The 19,503-nt window shown below is 35.1% G+C and carries 10 protein-coding genes; 1 reads left to right on the forward strand and 9 read right to left on the reverse strand.

The genetic code is table 11. The annotated features are described in order from the left end of the window. Positions 1 to 15 precede the first annotated feature (15 nt). Entirely contained in the window at positions 16 to 2,721 is a 2,706-nt protein-coding gene (locus tag MJQ71_RS19195; protein ID WP_238808558.1) for a TonB-dependent receptor, read from the reverse strand. Between the two features lie 167 nt (positions 2,722 to 2,888). Here MJQ71_RS19195 and MJQ71_RS19200 point away from each other — a divergent pair, with 167 nt between their 5' ends. Then, the gene (locus MJQ71_RS19200) at positions 2,889 to 3,920 is read left to right on the forward strand and encodes a LacI family DNA-binding transcriptional regulator (protein ID WP_238808559.1); all 1,032 of its coding nucleotides are present in this window, start codon (positions 2,889 to 2,891) and stop codon (positions 3,918 to 3,920) included. Between the two features lie 25 nt (positions 3,921 to 3,945). Here the strand turns inward: MJQ71_RS19200 and MJQ71_RS19205 are convergent, their stop codons facing one another. The 8 genes from MJQ71_RS19205 to MJQ71_RS19240 all read right to left on the reverse strand — a co-directional run. Then, positions 3,946 to 5,343 (reverse strand): c-type cytochrome, encoded by a 1,398-nt coding sequence (locus tag MJQ71_RS19205; protein WP_238808560.1) that lies wholly within the window; start codon positions 5,341 to 5,343, stop codon positions 3,946 to 3,948. Between the two features lie 290 nt (positions 5,344 to 5,633). Continuing rightward, positions 5,634 to 7,733, reverse strand: coding sequence for a T9SS type B sorting domain-containing protein (locus MJQ71_RS19210; RefSeq protein WP_238808561.1), 2,100 nt, complete (start codon positions 7,731 to 7,733; stop codon positions 5,634 to 5,636). A gap of 29 nt (positions 7,734 to 7,762) precedes the next feature. Then, positions 7,763 to 12,367 carry a T9SS type B sorting domain-containing protein gene (locus MJQ71_RS19215; RefSeq protein WP_238808562.1) on the reverse strand — a complete coding sequence of 1,535 codons (4,605 nt, stop codon included), beginning with the start codon at positions 12,365 to 12,367 and terminating at the stop codon, positions 7,763 to 7,765. 258 nt (positions 12,368 to 12,625) lie between these two features. Further along, positions 12,626 to 13,471, reverse strand: a complete 846-nt coding sequence (locus MJQ71_RS19220; RefSeq protein ID WP_238808563.1) for a hypothetical protein — start codon at positions 13,469 to 13,471, stop codon at positions 12,626 to 12,628. Between the two features lie 4 nt (positions 13,472 to 13,475). Continuing rightward, complete coding sequence (locus MJQ71_RS19225) at positions 13,476 to 14,330, reverse strand: hypothetical protein (RefSeq protein ID WP_238808564.1); 855 nt, start codon at positions 14,328 to 14,330, stop codon at positions 13,476 to 13,478. 43 nt (positions 14,331 to 14,373) lie between these two features. Continuing rightward, complete coding sequence (locus MJQ71_RS19230; RefSeq protein WP_238808565.1) at positions 14,374 to 14,934, reverse strand: hypothetical protein; 561 nt, start codon at positions 14,932 to 14,934, stop codon at positions 14,374 to 14,376. Positions 14,935 to 15,014: 80 nt separating this feature from the next. After that, positions 15,015 to 17,927: a hypothetical protein gene (locus MJQ71_RS19235; protein ID WP_238808566.1), complete on the reverse strand. Its 2,913-nt coding sequence runs from the start codon at positions 17,925 to 17,927 to the stop codon at positions 15,015 to 15,017. 73 nt (positions 17,928 to 18,000) lie between these two features. After that, positions 18,001 to 19,503: Ig-like domain-containing protein (locus tag MJQ71_RS19240; RefSeq protein WP_445447604.1), on the reverse strand; the 1,503-nt coding region annotated here is incomplete at its 5' end.

Below are 19,503 nucleotides of genomic sequence, written 5' to 3' on the forward strand. Positions count from 1 at the left end.
TAAAACAAACACAGTTTAGAATTTGAATGTAATTGATGCTGTCAATCGACGTGGTAAAATCGGACGAGCATTATAGAAAGGGTCATTCGTTATCGTGCTTGTATCGGCTACACGTGGGTCACCTTCTGTCAAACCTCGGTTATTAAATGTATTATAAAGATTTAAACCAATTTTTATAGTTTGTTTCGTTCCAACCTCAAAGCTACGAGCTGCACGCATATTTACTAAACTATAAGCAGGCATTTCGATGTTGTTTTGGTCGTCTGCATAACGTTTTCCTTCGTAGTTATACATCAAACCCAAGTCCCAATTCTTTTTGTCGTAGCTCAAACCAGCATTTAACATAAATTTAGGTTGACGTAAAATCCAGTTTCCTTTATAATCAACTTTTGAATCATCAGCAGTTCCGAAAGTACCATCTGCTCCAGGAAGAGTTTTGAAAAATTCATCATATCGGTGATTTTGCAATGTAGTATTGGCATCAATAATTAATCCTGCTGACAAACGATAAGCTACCGAAATTTCAGTACCATAAGTTGTTGTAGAACCAACTGCATTAGTAATTTCTCTTAAAACACCATCGCTACCACTAATAATATCATTTTGTAAACGATTTTTAATAGTATTATAATATAAAGCTATCGAGCCAGACAAACGGTCTGAAGCATATTTTGCACCACCTTCTAATTGATATACACTTTCGTTTTGAGTTGGAACGGCTTGAATAAAATTACCATTTTTATCACGACTGATATTCGAGAATGTTCTTAATTCAGGAAAATAAAACCCTTTTGTAAATGAGCCATACAAGTTTGTTGTTTTATTGAGTGAGTAGTTTGTACCTAAAACGAATGAATAATCATTGAATGAAATTTTACGGAAATTCGTCTTTCCTGTCAACCAACGATAAGATGCGTCAGCCGACGTTGTTGCCGAAGGATTGGCATAAGCTGCTGATTCACCAACTGTAATTACACCCTGTTGAGCCTCATAACGTAAGCCAGCATCAACTCTTAGTTTATTGAACACCATTTCATCACCAGCATAAAATGCAACTTTATCTGCCTCAAAAGTATTATACGTTCTTCCAGCTATGTTTTGACGGAAACCTGCTTTTGTAACTTTAACTGTTTGTCCATTTGCATCAACTAATGCCAAGTCAACTAATCGTGGTTGGTCATTCAATTCAACCAAAACGCCAGTTCCTACTTCATCTTGTAATTGTCTTGTAACTGCACCAAAAGCCCCAATGGTGATATTATGTTCACTTGTGCCTTTCACTATCTTTTTTGTCAATCTCAAATCTGTTGAATAATCACTCATTGGTCGATTACGTAGCGTAATGCTTTCTTCTGTTACATACGTTTTACCATTATTTGCCCCTGTTGATAAAGTCAATGGCAAGCCGTTATCTGCGTAGGTATAAGTATAGCTTTTCTGCGTTGGATTTTTTGATTTTGCATAAGCATCAATTTCAAAAGTTTTCCCTGGCGACCAAAAATCAAAGCGGTGTTCAAATTTGGACAAACGAGTTTTAGATTGAAAATCCCAACCATTAAAACTTTTAGCAAATTCAAACATAAATGAATTACCTTTAGCTGTAACACCATTTCCTAAACTACCAGTAATCGTTCCTAGTGGATTAACCAAAGAAAAATTTCCTCCATAAGGTGTATTTAAAGTTGTGATTTCTTTCCCGTTATTTCCTAGAGCAGCATCAATTGAGTTTTTTACATGAGGAAAAGGCAAAAAGAATTGCGAGTTATCGTCCAACGTACGGAAATATATACGAAAATACCCATTTTCAAGCTGACGAGTAATATTACCTCTTAATTGATATCCTCGAGATGGTGAACCAGTAATCAATGGGCCTTCGTCATAACGAGCAAAACCACTTAAGTTATATTGCCATTTATCGCTAATTGAGCCTCCTGTGTTAAAATCAACTCGGTATAAATTATATTGACCACCACTCAATTTCACTTCTGTTTCACCAACACCACCACCTTTTTTTGAAATATAATTGAAAACACCAAGTGGAGCTCCCATTCCAAATAATGTTGATGAACCACCACGAGCAAACTCCATATTGGCGATTCCTAAATCTGGACGAAAATATACATCTTGTGCAGAAGAAGTTAAATATCCCGTTGACTGTACAGGCATTCCGTCTTCTTCAATTGGATTATATTTGTATTGTCCGCCCGAAGGAAGCCCTCTAACAAAAATATTAGAAGCAACGTCGCCGCCGCCACCTTCAACGTGAACACCAGGAATAAAACGCAAAATATCAGCCATTGAGTTGGGAGAAGTTGCTTGAAGTTGTTTGGCAGAAAGTTGTGTTAATGAACCCGCCATTTCTCTCTGAGTACGAGTTGTGCTAGTACCAGTAACTACTACTTGTTCAAAATTAAATACGTCTTCGCTCAACACAAAATCTTGTTGTTGTTCATTCCCATTCAGCATAATATTTTCGGTAATGGTTTTATAACCAACCGCACTCAATGAAATACGTGCAGACGGAGCATTATCTAATTTCAAACTATACTTTCCTTCAGCATTGGTTGTTGTACCTATTTTAGATCCTTTCAAGGCAACCGTTGCCCCAATCATCGGTTCTCCTTTTGTGTCTTTTATTGTTCCCGATAAAATTGTTTGAGCTTGCACTTCAATTGCGAAAAAGCAACCAAGCAACATAGCAAAAATAAACTTTGATTTCATGTTTAGAGATTGTTTAAATTTGACTTTATTATGAATTAATTGTAATATTACGGCAAAACTATATTTAATAAATTCACAAAAAAAGTATTGACAAACATTTAACTAATTGATTATAAGCATTTTATAATGCAAACGATTACGTAAACGATTACATAAAATAAAAATTTATGAAAAAACAACGCGTTCGACTAAAAGATATAGCCGAAAGACTAAATATATCGGTTGCAACAGTATCAAGAGCTTTAAGGAATCGAATCGAAATAAGCGAAGAACTTAGAGGAAAAGTGAAAGCATTGGCCAAAGAGATGTATTATCAGCCCAATTTTATGGCATCGCATCTCAGAACTCAAAAGAACTTTTCAATTGGAGTAATTATTCCCAGAATTATCCACCAATATATGGCTTCTATTATTAGTGGTATATTAGAAGAAGCCAACGATCATCACTATCAAGTGATGATTAGTGTCAGTGAGCATTTATATGAAAAAGAGGTAAAAGCCATAGAAATGTTTTCGTCGGGTATTGTTGATGGGCTTTTGATTTGTGTCAGTAATCAAACTAAGTACATTTCTCATTTGGAACAACTGAGCCAAAACAACATCCCGTTTGTGCTTTTTGATAAAGATATTTCTCGTATCGATGCTCCAAAAGTCGTTGTTGATGATTATACAGGGGCATTAGGTGCTGTTGAACACCTCATTGAGCAAGGCTATAAACATATTGCTCATCTTCAGGATAACCTCATTAATCATAGTTCACAAAAACGCCTTAAAGGATACTATTCAGCACTTAAAAAACATAACCTACAAAAGAATCCTGATTTAGTTATTGAATTAGCTTCCATTTCAATTGAAGAAAGTAGAAAAGCTGTCGAAGAATTATTAAGAACCTACCCTTTTGTTGATGCAATTTTCGGAATTACAGATGAAATTGCTATTGGAGCAATCCAAGCGGCTTTAAAATTGGGTAGAAAAATTCCAGAAGATTTTGGTGTAGTTGGATTTAGTAACTGGCAAATTTCATCAGTTGTCAGTCCATCTCTGACAACAGTTTATCAACCTGGAACAGAAATGGGTAGAACTGCAACCAAGTTGCTTATTCAACGAATTGAGAATCCAGAAAAATTTGCTGATAATTTTCCCACAAAAATACTAAAAACCAAGCTTTTAGTCAGAGAATCTTCTTATCGAAAAAAATAATCAGGTTTAAATTTCGAGGCTATCATTACAAACTTTTTAAATATTCAATCAAATTGGTTCGGTCTTCGTTGCTTAATTTATCTCCGTATGTGTGACCTCCGTTACCATATCCTAATAGTTGGGTATCGTACATATTTTTTTCTTTATTTTTAGCAGGAATTGAATATTCCCAACCCACTTTTTGGTAATCATAGGCAAAACTTGATTGACCTCTTTTCCATCGAACGGGGCGTTGCGAGCTATTGAGCAAATCTTCAAGCGTTGGTACTGAACCATTATGTAAGTATGGAGCAGATGCCCAAATGCCATCTAGCGGTGGTGCGATATAGCCATTTTCGGCTTGAAGTGATGATTTAGGAAATGAGTTTGCAAACCAACTCTTATTGTACCATTCAACTAAATGCGAATTTTGACTGAAGTATTGAGCATAAAGTGGGTCGGTTTTTACAATATGTAGAGCCACAAGTTTGTTCGGATACTTACTTTTCGGGCCGTAAGTCCCATGGCAATTAGCACAATGTTTTTCAAAAATGGCTTCTCCAGCCAGCAGTTTGGTTTTATCAATTTCTTTTGGGTATTTTGGAGGAGTAAGTGTTTTTAACCACGCTAACACATCATCAAAATTGTCATGTACTTTTCGGGCAGATGTAGTGTCTGGAATTCCGAGTAACGACGCTTGCATTAATAATTTGGTCATACTTCCACGCCCCATACCATTGTAATACAGAGCATTTTTTTTGGCAATATTCCATAGTGGTGGAGTATCCGAAGCCAAAGTATATTTTATGGGTTTAAAGTTTGCTTTTTTTTCATGCAATAAATCAATCCGATTTCGATAGATAGTACATGCTTCTTCTAGTCGAAAAGCTGGATTTACTCCCAAATTATTGGTAATAATATAAGACGGTAATACTTTAATGGAATTGGCGTAGGGTTGAAATGCTTGCCGCTCAGGCGAACCTTTTCTATATTTGAAATTAACAGCTAATCGCAAAAACTTTGTTGTAGGTCCTTGACTTTTCTTGAAATCGGCAAAGCTATTACCTAAGCCTAAAATCATTTTTCCATTTAAGACAGATGAATGACAAGTAAAACAATTTCCTGCAAATACTTTTGTGCCGTTGTTGGTTTTAAAGACATTTCCCCAAAAAAATGTATATCTATTATCTGCGTTTCTTGCTAAAACTGTGTCTGGTGTTTTTAGCATTTTATTTTTCATAATCCCATAAGGAATGCCACTTCCTATATAATCGCCTTCAATCAGGTATTTGTATCCGATTTCAGGGTTTCCTGTTTTTGACTGAACAGTTGCGGCAATATCTTGCGTTTTCCAAGTCGGATTATCAATTGAAGTTGGTAACTCTTTGTAAGATTGGCATGCACTTATTAAAACAACAAAAGGTATAAAATGTCTGATTTTCATTAGTGCTTTTTTTGATTTTAAAAGCAATATATTCGTTATTTTCAACTTTATACCTTTGCATTAAAAGAAATTTTGTTGTGCTTCTATAATCAATATAAATTATAAGCAAATGGGTTATCAATATCGAATTCTCTTTCAATTTTATCTAATACTGAGTAAGCTAAAAAGCTTTCTCTCGAATACAAAATAAATGCTTGATGATTTGTTAAAATTGGACATACCCAATAAGAGTTATTGGCTTTTCGGCTTTTTTCATTACCAATATTAGTTTGTTTAAAGGAGTAACCTTTTTATTTTAAAAGAGCAATTGAACCAATTTTTGTTGATTTCTGCCCAAAAATATCTTCACAGGTTATTTTATAACTATATTCTCCTATTGGGCATGGCGTTAATCCATCCGATTGTTTTCCTGTCCAACCGATGTTTAAATCATTACTTTCAAAAATAACACTCCCCCATTTATCATAGATTAGCATTTGTATTCCGTTTAGAAACTCTCCTTTTGCCATAAAAACTTCATTTTCTGAAGGACCAGTATTATCGGGAGTAAAGGCATTGGGCAGATAAAATGCTATAGGCTTAAAAACCTCAATTTCATTAGAATGTACTGAAAAATATATATTTTGAACTGTTCCATAATAATCAATCACCAAATCTTGAGATGCTTCAATGAGTAATTTTGCCTTTCCAAATTTCAGCAATTCTTCTTCAATTAAGGCGTTATCAGAAAATTTAAAGTTGGTTTTCTTTACCCGACTTATCTCATGAGTTCCGCCACTGTTATCAATCATCTGTACAATATATTCTTTTTCAGAAGAGATATATTCGTCAATCTGTACTATTTCGATAGGTGTCCATTGTAAGGTAGAAGTGTTTTCCAAAGAAGAAAATACACTACAAAAACTTGGCGAAAGCTCAGACTTAACACCACAAGTATTTGTATAGTCAACTTTATAACAATATTGATTTTTGGTAAAATCTAAACCCGATTCAACCAAATAACTATTTGAGGTATTGGCTATTTCTTTAAAATTTTCAGAATTATTTTCAGCTCTATAAAATGTATATGAAACGGGTTCAAAAGAATCTGGAACAGCTAAATTGACAAAAATCTTAGGTTTTTCGATACTAATAGCACCAACTAAAATTGGCGGCAGTTTTTTAGCTGTTTCGGTATCAACCAAAAAATCAGGCGATTTAATAGAAACCACATATTTGTTAAAATTATATGCCGTTGACACTTTAAATGTATATTTTAATTTACATTTAAGTGGACTATGCGTAAAACTGTTGTTTATTGAAGTAAAAGTTGCATAACTTGTATTATCCGAATCTTTTAGGTTGATTTTATAATCTTGAATATTTGATACGCCATTAGGCACATTCCAATCAACAATTAGAGAATTTGAAGCTAGTAAATTGAGTCTCGGCACAATTGTACAAACCTCATTTGTATAAGAAATTAAGCCACAAGTATTTAGCACTTCTTTAACCCTAAAGCAATATTCGTTGGTCGGGTCTAATCCTTTTACAGTTATTTCACCTTTATCGACGCCATATTTAATGATTTCGCCATAATCCGTCCAAGTGCTATTTACTACTTTTTTATATTGAATAGCATATTCTTTATTGGTTTCACCTTTTAAAATCACTATTTGGGCTTCTTTTCCGCTATTTAAACCGTTTAATTCGCTGATATATACAAAATCTTCTAGGGAAATATTCTTAGCTAAACTACTACAAACAACGGCATTATCTCGGACGTATTTGCCAATAATAGAAGGCGGTGAAGTTGGAATTTGAGTATATTGGTGTGTAGGAATATTAAAAGGCAACGACGCTGCATTTAGAATAAATTTTTCTTGTTGGCCATCGCCCCAATCAACCAAATATTGATTGTGAAAAGTGTTAGTAGTAGTATTTTTAATGGTGATTTTTATGGATAAATTTCCGCATCTTACCACCTCAATTTCAGGAATATGAGTCTGTATTACTTCTATCGAATTACAAGAAATAGCATTTTTTATTCCGATTTTTCCTTCTTGTAATACCCAAAATACGCCTGCTCCTCCAAATAAACTTGAATTATTAGGAATTGCATCTGATACATTTGAGCCATCGGTAAAATTAAAATAATATAATTCAGACCCTGACGCTATTCCACTTGGTGAAGTAACTATATGGGTGGTATTCACGGTGTTTTCACTCAGACAAGAATACTTATTTATATCAAAAGCTCCACCTGTAATATAATTTGTTCCTAATAAAGATGGATTTCTACATATTTGCGGCTCCGCAACTTGCTGGCCAAAAGCCACAAAACAAGTATTGATTAAGAATAGAAGCGTATTAATTAACCATTTCGAGAATTTTCTATTGTTCCGTTCCATTTGATTTTTATAAATCTTTAAGGATAAATTTATCGAACTAATTCTATAAAGCCCACCTTAAATTCTTGTTCACTTTTTAATTTTATTGCATAAAAATAAGTCCCCGAAGGAAGCTTTTCTTTGTTATTTCTTAGCCCAGAATTTGCCTCTCCATTCCAACCTTGTTTGGTTACCAAGCCAGTTAAATCAGTATAAACCAAACTTCCCCAGCGATTATAGACATCAAAAGATTCAAGCTTAATATCGTTTGTAAGTGTGATAATAAAATTATCGTTACTTCCATCATTATTGGGCGAAAACCCTTGTGGGATAATAATATTGGCTGGTTTATTTAGCAATAAAATGGTCGGGGTAGATTCCGCAATTTTTATCACTAATCCATCGTTAGACGTGTCTTTTACTTCTGATTTATTCCCAATTGCATTTGCAAAGGCATTATTTTTGAAAGGTCCAAGTTTTCCTGTAGTGCATAGTTTTACGGTAAAAAACAGAGAATCCTGCTGATTGATATTCAAAAAACTCAAAGAATCTGAGCGAGTAAGTCTAAAATCGGTTTTTCCATCAAAACTTGGATTAATTACTAAAGTACTATTTTTGCCTGCAATCACTTTTCCAACAAGCTCGAAAGAAACACTATCGGCAAAAGTTTTAGACAATGAATCAGTAATTGAAACATTCGTCAATTTTGTGTTTCCAAAGTTTTTGACCAAAACCAAATATGAAAGTTTATAACATTTTTCATCTTGTTTTTCGGTATCAACTAAGGTCAATGATAAGCCAATGGCTGGTTGGTTAGGAGTTATTTCAATTTTAAATTTTATTGGAGTTGGGTCTTGATTATTGGTTGGGTCGCCATCAGCATCGGGATCAACATTTGTTCCATTGGTTGAAATATCTTTTTGCCCGTTGGTCGTTAATTCTGCAAGGTTATAAAATTGATTATCAGTTGCAGCACTTAAATCGACTCTCACAGTAAAAGTCAAACGAGAAACTTGTCCTTTTGTCATCGAACTAAGCGAATCAATAAGCATTGTGGTTTGTTTTCCTTTTCCTGTATAATTTTTATTTACAACCAAACCAGTACTTGCAAAAATCTTAATTGTATCATTTAAAATTTTTGCACCTTTACCAAAAGTTCGTTCGAGGTCATCAACAACTTGAATTTTATTAAGCGTATTATTTGTTAAATTATTCAAATAAATAACAAACGGTACATCAAATATTTTGTCTTTTATTAAAACTGGTTCACCAGCAACCTTACTAATTCCCGCAAATAATGATTGTTCATTCAAGATAATTTGACTGCTATTATTGCTGCTTAACGTATCTATTTCGTTTAATTTGAATAACTCAATTTGATTAGTAATTCGGCCAGCAAATAATACTTTTGTCCAATAACTAAAAACAGTACTGTCTCCCCTATTTAAAGAATCTATTTTGATTGAAATAATGCCTTTTTCAACAAAAACATTGGTTGATTTTGAGATAAATTCTAATTCGTTGGGCAAACTATTTCTAATAACTATTCCTGTTGCTTTATTTTTACTTAGGTTTTTAATCTTAATTGTATAACGAACCGAATCATTTATTTGGGCAATCTTCGTAGATGCCGAAATATTTACAGAAATGTCAACATTTTTAACACTTGGCTCAATTCCGCCGCCTTCGCAGGTCGTTTTATTTACTTTTATTGTTGCATAATCTGAAAAACAGCCTTGTCCGTTTCTTTCAAAAACATAATAATTGCCCGCAGAAACGAGGCTTGGGTTTGTTACAAGCAAAGAATTAGGCGAAGGTAAAGTATGAAACTCAAACTGTCCATCAACCGAAGTTAGTTCACTCAAAATTGCCGAATTCAAATCTGAAGTATTGAAAGGACAAATGTTTGTAATGGTTGAAATTGTAAGTGGTTTTGCTATTTGGGTTGCAGTAACTAATGTGATTTCGTTGGATTTTTCACTCGCACAACTACCATAAATTGATTGACAAATGGCCGAGTATGTTTGCGTTGTAGAATTTGGCTCAGTAATCAATATTTCTCCTGTTTGACCGTTTGACCAAATCACAACTCCCGCACAACTTTGAGCCACCAGAGTGTTTTTCTGTCCATAACATACATTTTTGTTTTTGCATGAAATAAATGGTTTATTGGGTTTTCCGACGGCAATCAATACTGAATCAGAGAATAAACTTTCACATTCATCATTTTTACATTTAGCCGAATATGTTGTTTTTCCATCAGCAACAATATTGATTGACGTTCCTGTATTTCCGTTTGACCAAATAACTAAACCTTCACATCCTTCTGCTTTCAAAACAACTTTTTGTCCCAAACAAGCCAATGAATCTTGACAAATAATGGTTGGTTTTACAACGCTGTTTAATTTGATAGTTATTTTGTTGGAAATAGCACTTACACATATTGCCGATGTTTTACAAACGGCATAATAAATCGAATTGACGACTGGTTTTACACTAATGCTTGAACCTGTTTGTCCTGTTGACCAACTGACTGTTGCCGAACAATTTGATGCGGAAAGTTTAATTTCTTCAGATTTACAAATACTTAGCTTAGACGCCGAAATTATCGGAACGTTCGCATTACAGCTTGGTTCACAATCCGTTTTTAGTCCTATATTAATGATATTTGACGTTAAACTTTTGCAAGAATTTGCACAAATTGCCGAATATGTTCCAACGGAGCTTACCGTAATACTTGTTCCTGACTGATTATTATTCCAGCTAACAGTTCCATTACACGATGAAGCCGTTAATGTAGCAGGCTGGTTGGCACAAATTGTTTGTTGATTGGCTGTAATTACAATTTGTGGTAAGGCTATTACTCCTATTTTAATTGACCCGACGGCATCACAATTCAAGGAGTTTTTGCATACCGTAAACAGATTTTCTCTGGAAGCTATACACGATGCTTTTAAATTCTCAATTTTAGCTCCAACTGTCAATCCTGAAATGCTAGATTCATAAACCACCGCAATGGCATTATAACTGCCTTCTAAAAGGTTAGTAAAAGTTGGCGACGAATTAATTTGTAAAATTTTTCCTGCTAAATCAGTTAATACATATTTCGTTGATATTCCACTACCAATGCTCCCACCAACAGAATTGAAAGTTACTGTGCCTTCAAAAAAATCACAAGAGCGACCACAAATAGCCGTATAAATGGTTTCTTTGGTTACAATTGTTTTGATTGAAGTGCCTATCAATCCGTTAGACCAAGTTATTTCACTATTGCATCCACTTGCAATAAGGCTTATTTCTGAACCTACACAAACAGGTTGCGTTGGCCCTGAAATAACAATGGTATTTGAGCCTATTTTTTTATTAATTATGATTAAATTGGATTTTACACTTTCGCCACAAATATTCTCACAAACGGCCGAATACGTTCCAGAATCACTGACTATCAACTGATTACCTGTTGTTGAATTATTCCATTTTACAGTACCATTACAATTACTCGCCGTTAATGTTGCTTTTTCTAAGCCACAAATAGTTGTTTTATCTGTTATGATAATCGGTGTATAGGTAGTAGCCGTTTTGATTTCTATTGACTTTGATTGCATACTAACACCGCAGATATTTGTGCAAGTTGCCACATAAGTTCCAGAGGTATTGACAGTAATTGCACTCGTTGTTGCACCTGTATTCCAAGTTAATTTTCCATTACAACCCGATGCCTGAAGATTGGCATTTGCTTTATCACAACAAATCAATCTATCGCTTGTAATTATCGGAGTCGTTGGCAGAGAATCCTCTTTAAGCAGCGTAAAAGCAATTGAACCAACGCAACCATTTTCATCTTTGGCATAAAATAGATAACTCCCTGCTGCAAGATTTGTGAAAACATTATCTGCACCGAAATTTGTACCATCTTTACTATATGTAAAACTTCCGATAGTATTTACAACCTTCAAGCTAATTTTACCGCTTGTTTCTCCACATTTTGGTTTTACTATATCTGTTATTGAAACTTGAATTTGAGGTTTTTTTTCTACAATTACAGGTGAACATGATTGAGTAGTACAATTAAATCCAACTTCGGTTGTCGTTGCAGAGAAGGTAAATATCCCGATCTCATTGATTGTATAATCTTTCGTGGTTGCGTTTGGAATTAATTTTCCATCTTTGAACCATTGATAACTCGAAAAACCAGTTGGAGCGGAAATTTTTAGCTCGATTGTTTCATCAAAACAATAAATATAAGGAACACTTACACTTGCACCTGCAATATCATCTTCCGAAAACAGTTCATTATTGGGATTACTATCAATATCGCTGCCAACTATTGATTCTATTTCGGCCAGATTATAAAGAATTCCTGCATCAAGAACCACACCTTTGATAAGCAACGTTTCTTTTTCTTTTGAAGCGGTAAGTGTACCTAAATTCCAATGTAATATGCTATTAGTTGTTTGAGTTGTGCCAATACTTGCTGAAATGTCTTTAACTAAAAAGCCTTGAGGAAGTATATTCTTGACTATAATGCCATTAACTTCAGATTTGCCATCGTTTAAAACTGTAACTTCAAACGTGACTATCTCTCCAATTTTACTTTTAGTACTTGATACTTTTTGTTGAAGAGAGACATCATTTGTGCTACTTATTGTCAACATTTTCTCAGAAACTAACTGGCTATTTTCAATAAGAGGCGTAGCACAATAAGCCGTATTTTTAAGAAAAAAAACACAGAATAAAGTAAAATAAAAGGAAATTAAACGAAAGTAAATCATTAAGGTTATATATTTTTCACTCAATTACATTGAAGAATAAACCTAAATATTGAAGCTAGATAAGTATTCTGTATTTTGATTTTTATGCGAATTCAAGGATAAATAATGTGTTTATCCTTGAATTCGCCTATTTGATACTTTTTATTCTCTTTCAAGAATTAATCTCTTTCCAATAACGGTAGCGTTTATTTTCACTCTCACAACTAGGCTTTGACTTGATATTTGAGAAGGAATTTTAAAAGTCTTCTCTACCAATGCCTTTTTTGTACCGCTATCTTGCATAATTACAATTCCTTTTTCTGTCGAAACCAATAATGTTACATTGGTTTTGTCTTCAACACCTTCTAGAGCAATATTGAATTTTTCCTTCGTTACATTCGGAAAAAGTGTAAGTGCAATTTCTGATTCTTTTTTGTTCTCTGGCTCTTCTTTTTTCTCTACATTACTACTAATAATCACATCAGGTTGATAAAGTTCTTTCCCTTTGTCATCAGTTATTGAGTTCTGAAAATCGCCGCCATTCATACCTTTATCCGATGATTTTGGGTCTTTATTATTATCAAATAATCGAACCTCATTGGCTACAACTTTTTCAGATATTGAAAAATAAAACAATAAAATTTCATTATTTTCAACTAAATCCGTTTTATTTCCAGAAGAAGAAAGTCCATGAAAATCTCTAGTATTATTAACTTCTGGAGCAAAAATTAATGAATTATCTTCCCATGTTCCTCCATCTAGATTCTTGATTCTTAACTTTTCATTAGGCAAGGATGCGGGTAACGTTATCGTTATTTGTGACGGTCCCCAAAGAAAATTTCTTCTTGTGAAATTTGCTTTCGCATACACACCAAAATTATTTTCCTCGCTATTATATTTGATTTTGAGTGTTATTTTTTGTTGTGCATCTGCAACAAAATTCAACAATAGCGTAAATAAAAGGATGCATAACCTGATAGTATTTATTTTAAGATTTGACGTTTTCATAGTATTATCTTGATTTAGTTTTTACTATTGTTATTGGTAAACAAATATTAGGGTTGCAAATACAAACCTTCACTGGAAATGGATTTGACCAATCATAGCAGTTTGCTGTTACATTGCTTAGGTTATTTCCAACAGCGAGATTAGAAATACTCCCATCGTTTGAATAGCTAATCGAATAAGCATTATAAGTCTGAATGCCTGATAAATTTGTAAAACTTGGGGTGTCGTTTACTTGAACCATTGTTCCAAACTTGTTTACAAGTAAATATTTGGTAATGTATCCAACTGGCGAAGCCGTTGCTTTATTCAATGTTATGTTGGTTGTTGAGTAATCGCATTGACTCCTCTCAACAAAAGGTGAGCATATTTTTACCGATAATGCTCTTGAAAAATCACTGCAAGAAGCCGTGACTTCGCTTAATAGCGAGCCAACTAAAAGTCCCGTTACGGTACCATCATTTTCGTAGCTAAACGCCACAATCATATAGGTATTTGAGCCGACGAGTCCTGTAAAAGTTTTAGTTGTTGATATTTGCACTATTTTGGTGCTTTTCGAATCAACCAAAAGGTATCGCGTTTCTTTTCCTACTGGCTCTGTACTTAATGTTCCAAACGATACATTATTACTGGTATAATCACAATTAGCTATTTCAACAGGGCAACCATGAGCATTGACAGTAGTTCCTGATGGAGTATTTGGACATAAATCTATCATATCATCTACTCCATCAGCATCACTATCTGTTGCTAAAGTTTGTTGTTTTTCCTCGATAATATTTCTAGCATTTGCTTCACCAAACACATTTAAAACAAGTAATAACGAAAGACAAATTGTGTTGAAAAATCCTTTTATTTTCATAATAAATTTTGCTTTATACAAGCACAATCAATGAGCAATGAAGTTATTTTATTAGTTCTGGAGCCGTTATATTACAATTATTACATTGTGTACCAGTATTGTTGTAATTACTGCCATAGGCTTCTACCCCTGAAAAAATGGTATTTTTAAAATCACCGCCAGCCATTCCTGCGGCTGAAGAAGCTGGGTCTGAACCATTTACAAAAATCCTTACCCCTGCTCTACATTGTCCATCAGAAAGAGTGAAAGTAAATAATAGTGTTTCTACGCCACTCGTGAGGTTTGTCATATCTCCATCCGAAACAACTCCATGAAAATCATGAGCAACATCAGCCAAAGGTGCGTAAACCCTTGATTTATCCACCCAAGTTCCTGCGTTGACACTTGTTACATTAACCGCTTGGTTTGGTGTTAATGCTGGCAAAACCAAGCCAACTTGCGATGGCCCCCAAGTGAACGTACTTGATGTAAAATTTGGTTTCGCAAATACTTCATATCTGTTGTTTGTAATATTCCATCTTACAGTAAACTGAACACCATTTTGTTGAGCAAAACAAAGAGATATTGGTAAAAATAGTGAGACGATTAAAAGTACCTTTTTCATTGACTGTTTGTTTTTAATATCATAAAAGTTATCATAAAGCATAAGTAAACCAGTAAAGGTTTACTCATGCTTTTATCATGTTAAGGAATTTGCTCTAACAATAAATCATAGTTATATAACTTCGATGCATTGAGCAAATACAAGGAAACGATGTTACCAAAAATGTAATTTGAGTCATTATCTGAACCTCTGTACTTAACTTTTCCATCCATATTTACATCACCTTGAATGTATAATGGCGTTGCAAAATCATAGTTATACAATTGGCTGACGTTTCCTGCGTATTCTAAAACTTGACTAAAAATGATTGATTGGTCATTTGCTGGTCCAACGTATTTAACTTTGTTGTTGGCATCGGTATTTCCTGCCCATAGGGCTTTTTTTCCACTTCCGACAACATTTCCAACTTGCTCGTAGCCATCATAATTAGCAGTACTATTCCAAATTTGAGCCGAAGTCATAGTGGTAAAATCGACAATTGTTCCTGTTGCCGCAATTGCAATCGGATTGGCGGTCATTGCTCCCAAGTGATTTCGGTGTTTTATTGCTACATAAAAACTCAAACCTGCTACATCTGTAAATTTCACTGGACTCACACCATCGTTTGACTCAACCACGTCTCCATCTCTTTGTAATAAAGCTGATTTTGTTTTTATTACATTTGCGGGGTTTGCTGCGTCTCTGAGTTCAATAAATACCCAATCAACAATGGCATTCGCTCCGATTATATTTGTAACACCCGAACCGATTGTTTCGCCACCTCCATCACTTTTGTGCGTAAATCTTGCACTTGCAAAGGCAGTGTAAGGTTCAGAACTAGGAACAACACCCTTTGCACGAAGTTCATCACGCATCAAACCATCAGTTGTATTAAACATAGCCCCTTGCAAAAGCATTTTAATTTGAATACTAGCAGTATTTGCAGGACAGCCCGTTGGCGAAATCCCTTTCACAAGTCGGCATTGGTCAGTAATATCAAGTACACCATCGGCATCAGAATCCAAATCTAAATAATCTGGTTTCCCATCTGAATCGGTATCAATATTACCTTCAATAATATCAGGAATTGTATCGCCATCACTATCCAAATCTAAGTAATTTGGTTTGCCATCAGTATCAATATCAGTGATTCCCTCGATACTATCAGGAATTCCATCACTATCCGAATCAGTATCTAAATAGTTGGGTTTTCCGTCGGTATCCAAGTCGGAAGTACTCTCAACACTATCAGGAATTCCATCATTATCCGAATCAGTATCCGTATAGTTTGGTATTTCATCGCTATCTGTGTCTTTGCTACCTTCAGTGAGGTCAGAAATACCATCATTATCTGAATCTGCATCATAAGGATTTCGTTTACTATCACTATCGGTATCTGGTGGAGTTAATCCGCTGCCAGTGTTAGCTAATACTGGTACACCTTGTGGATTTACACTTGGATTTCCTGTACCTATCTTTCCATCATTATCTACGTCTATTCCACCTGCTTCAACCACATCTTTTATGTTATCGGCATCACTATCCAAATCAATTCGGTTAGGAATACCATCACCGTCAGTATCACAATTTTCAGAAGCACTACTACAAGCTGCGTTTTCGATAGTATCTAAGATTCCATCATTATCATCATCTAAATCGACAGAATCAGGTACAGAATCTCCATCAGTATCAACTAATAACACAAATTGGTCAATATAATCAGGGATTCCATCGCCATCAACATCGGGCAACACAGGATTACTAGTATCGCCATAAACTGTTGGCAATCCATCAACTGTTTGAGGAATACCATCATTGTCCGAGTCAAATGTATTATCAATTTTACCATCACCATTTGTATCTAATAGAGTTGGGTTTAAAATGCCACTTTCTGACAAGTCAGTCATTCCATCGCCATCACTATCTAAATCTAAATAATTAGGACCTAGCGTTCCATCAGTATTCAACGGAACTGGGTCATTCAAATCTCCTCGCAATGGATTAGCATCAGCCGAACCAATTATTCCATCGCCATCGTTATCTGTGCCATCAACAACTCCGTCTTTATTAACATCTACTAAAGTTATATTACCACTTTCTACCAAATCATTGATTCCATCGTTGTCACTATCCAAATCATAAGGGTTTGGGCGAGCATCTCCATCAAAATCATCTCCGACTAACGAATCGCCACTACCAGCACTTGATGGGATTCCGACACCATTGGGAACACCGTCAGCCAAACCATCTTTGTTCAAATCTATTCCTCCCGCTTCTAGCACATCATTAATGCCATCATTATCTGAATCCAAATCTAAGCGATTTGGCACGCTATCAGCATCAGTATCTGCACTCAATTGTCCATCTTCAACAGTGTCTAATATTCCGTCATTGTCATCATCTAAATCAATAGAGTCAAGTACTAAATCACCATCAGTATCTAATGGACAACCCGAAATCATATCATAAGTGCCATTGAAATGGTTAGTTCCAATACCCAAGTTGTACCCAAGCACACTATAATAGGAACCAATATTTAATGTTCCTAACTTGGCCGTTTGTCCTGTTGAAGGCAATATATTTAGACTTCCATTACAAGAGCCAACGACACTAAAATTGAATAATTCTACTTCTACTCCAGAAGTATAGAGAATACTTGAAAAATCTCCTGCAGGAGTAAATACAAAAAAATCGGTATTAGCTGGAGCTCCCGAAGAAACATCTCCATTGTTAATGGCAATAGTTGATAAAGACCATAATCCAGCAGGTGATACAGAGCTAACATTACTGATAGAAATACTACCCGTTGGAGCTGTCACTGTGATGGTTGTACTTCCATCTGTCAGATATGGATTTGCTCCAGATACTACGGTGGTTGGTTTTAAGTAAAGATGATATTTGTTATCTGAACCTACATATCTCAATGAAAGTGTAATTTGAGCAAAGGAAGTCCCTATTGATACTAAAAAGAGTATAGCTATTAAGCAAACCTTTAGATGGGTGTTTTGTTTCATTTCCTTTTATTTTAGGTACTATTCTTTAAAATTAAGTAGTGCAGTTAAATTAACTGCACTACTTAATAAATCATTAAGGCAACTGTTGCGTGATAATGAAGATATTATTACGGTTAGTACTGTTAGAAGGATGATTGATGATAAGATTCAATATATATGAATTATCCGCATTCAAACCTTGAGCAATTGTTTTACCGTCCATATTTACGTCGGTATTTTTATAGCCACTAACAATGTATGTATTTACGCCATTGGTATTTCCACTTGCTGAGATTACAGTACTTGTTACGGTACTTCTATCGCTTGATGCTCCTTGAGCAATGACAGTAGTGTTTACATTGGCGTTACCTGCCCAAAGATAATTTTTACCCGAAATTGTCGCTTGTGCATTTGTACCATTTACCAAAGTACTTAATGAGGTAAAATCAACTAATGTTGTTGTAGAAGTTAAAGCCAAATTGCCTGCTGTCATTACACCTAAGTGATTTCGGTGTAATACCGCGATTTTGTAATTTCCATCAGTTACTCCGAATGAAACTGGCGAAATTCCATCTGTATCAACAACATCACCATCAGCTTGGATTAATGCGGCTTTGCGAGCAATCACCGTAGTTGGAGTTGTTGCATTTCTCAATTCAACTAAAACCCAGTCAATTATGGCGTTAGTACCTGTTACACTCAATACAGAAGGTGAAACTGTACTTGATGGAATAGCTGGTGTTGTAAAACCTAATGCTGTATATGGCTCATTGGTTGGAATTAAGTTTAATGAACGTAAATTGTCTCTCATTAAACCACTTACATTAGCTGTATATGGAGCATATGTCATTGAACCAGCACCTTGTAATAATGCTTTCGGTGATACTTTCACGATACAGTTGCTAGGTAAAGCGGCAATTGTACCAGCCGTAGCCAACGAAACGCAAAGAGTTGATGTATTTCTTGCAACAATACTATATGCTGCATTTGGTGCCAAGCCAGTAAAGCTAACTGATGATTGGTATGTTCCACCATTCAAACTATATTCATAAGTACCTGTTGGAGTAATAACTGTTATTGAACCAGTGGTTACCATACAAGTTGGGTCAATTACTGATAAATTTGGCGTTGTCGGAGTCGCGTTTACTGTAACAACTACACTACTTGCTGAACTCTTACAAGTTGCTGTCTCACAACTTGCATAATAAGTAGTTGTCGATGTTGGACTTACTGTGCTACTCGCCAAAGCTGTTCCTGTCAATCCTGCATTTGTGTACCATGCTAATGTTCCTGTTGAACATGTTGCACTTAAAGTTGTACTACTTCCCGAACAGATGGTAGATGGACTTGCGGTTGCTGCTGTTGGAGCTGCTGGTGTAGCATTTACTGTAACTACTACACTACTTGCTGAACTCTTACATGTCGCTGTCGTACAACTTGCATAATAGGTAGTTGTCGATGTTGGACTTACTGTGCTACTCGCCAAAGCTGTTCCTGTCAATCCTGCATTTGTGTACCATGCTAATGTTCCTGTTGAGCATGTTGCACTTAAAGTTGTACTACTTCCCGAACAGATGGTAGCTGGACTTGCGGTTGC

It is taken from the genome of Emticicia aquatica (genome assembly GCF_923079645.1).
In the GTDB taxonomy this organism is placed as follows: domain Bacteria; phylum Bacteroidota; class Bacteroidia; order Cytophagales; family Spirosomataceae; genus Emticicia; species Emticicia aquatica.